Source organism: Vibrio sp. D173a, assembly GCF_030248475.1.
In genome coordinates this window covers 1-827 of sequence record NZ_JAHGAH010000928.1, presented here as the reverse complement: position 1 = coordinate 827, position 827 = coordinate 1, and the positions used below count along the sequence as shown (strand labels likewise).

Sequence of the window (827 nt, the reverse complement as noted above, 5' to 3'; positions counted from 1 at the left end):
GATCTTTGTTGATAAAGGCAACCTAGATCGCGCCAACCACGCAATGGTGTCACTGATTAACTCAATGAAATGTGACGAAGAACGTTTCGACCTAGAGTACGACTTAGACATCTACATGATCGTTGCCGTTGATTTCTTCAACATGGGTGCGATGGAGAACAAAGGCTTAAACATCTTTAACTCTAAGTTCGTTTTAGCTAATGACCAAACGGCAACCGATACCGACTATCTAGGTATTGAAGCGGTTATCGGACACGAATATTTCCATAACTGGACTGGTAACCGTGTGACTTGTCGCGACTGGTTCCAATTGAGCCTGAAAGAAGGCCTAACCGTATTCCGTGATCAAGAGTTCTCATCGGATCTTGGCTCTCGTGCAGTAAATCGTATTAATAACGTACGTATTATTCGCGGCCCTCAATTCGCAGAAGACGCGAGCCCTATGTCTCACCCAATTCGTCCTGAAAAAGTGATTGAGATGAACAACTTCTACACTTTGACGGTATACGAAAAGGGTAGCGAAGTGATTCGTATGATCCATACGTTGCTTGGCGAAGAAGGTTTCCAAAAAGTCGCAGCGATGGAAGATGCTTCTGCTGTCGATCTTACTCAGTTCCGTCTATGGTATAGCCAATCTGGTACGCCAACGCTGTCAGTGGAAAGTCGTTACGATGCGGATGCTAAACAGTACACTTTGACTACTCGTCAACGCACAGAACCAACACACGAACAGAAAGAGAAACAAGCTCTGCATATTCCGTTTGATATCGAGCTATACAAAGAAAACGGCGAAGTGATTGAGTTACAATGTAACGGAAAGCCAGTTG

1 protein-coding gene is annotated in these 827 nt (G+C 44.5%); it reads left to right on the top strand.

Translation table 11 applies throughout. The annotated features are described in order from the left end of the window. Positions 1-827: DUF3458 domain-containing protein (locus tag KIV40_RS30345; protein ID WP_285352977.1), on the top strand; the 827-nt coding region annotated here is incomplete at both ends.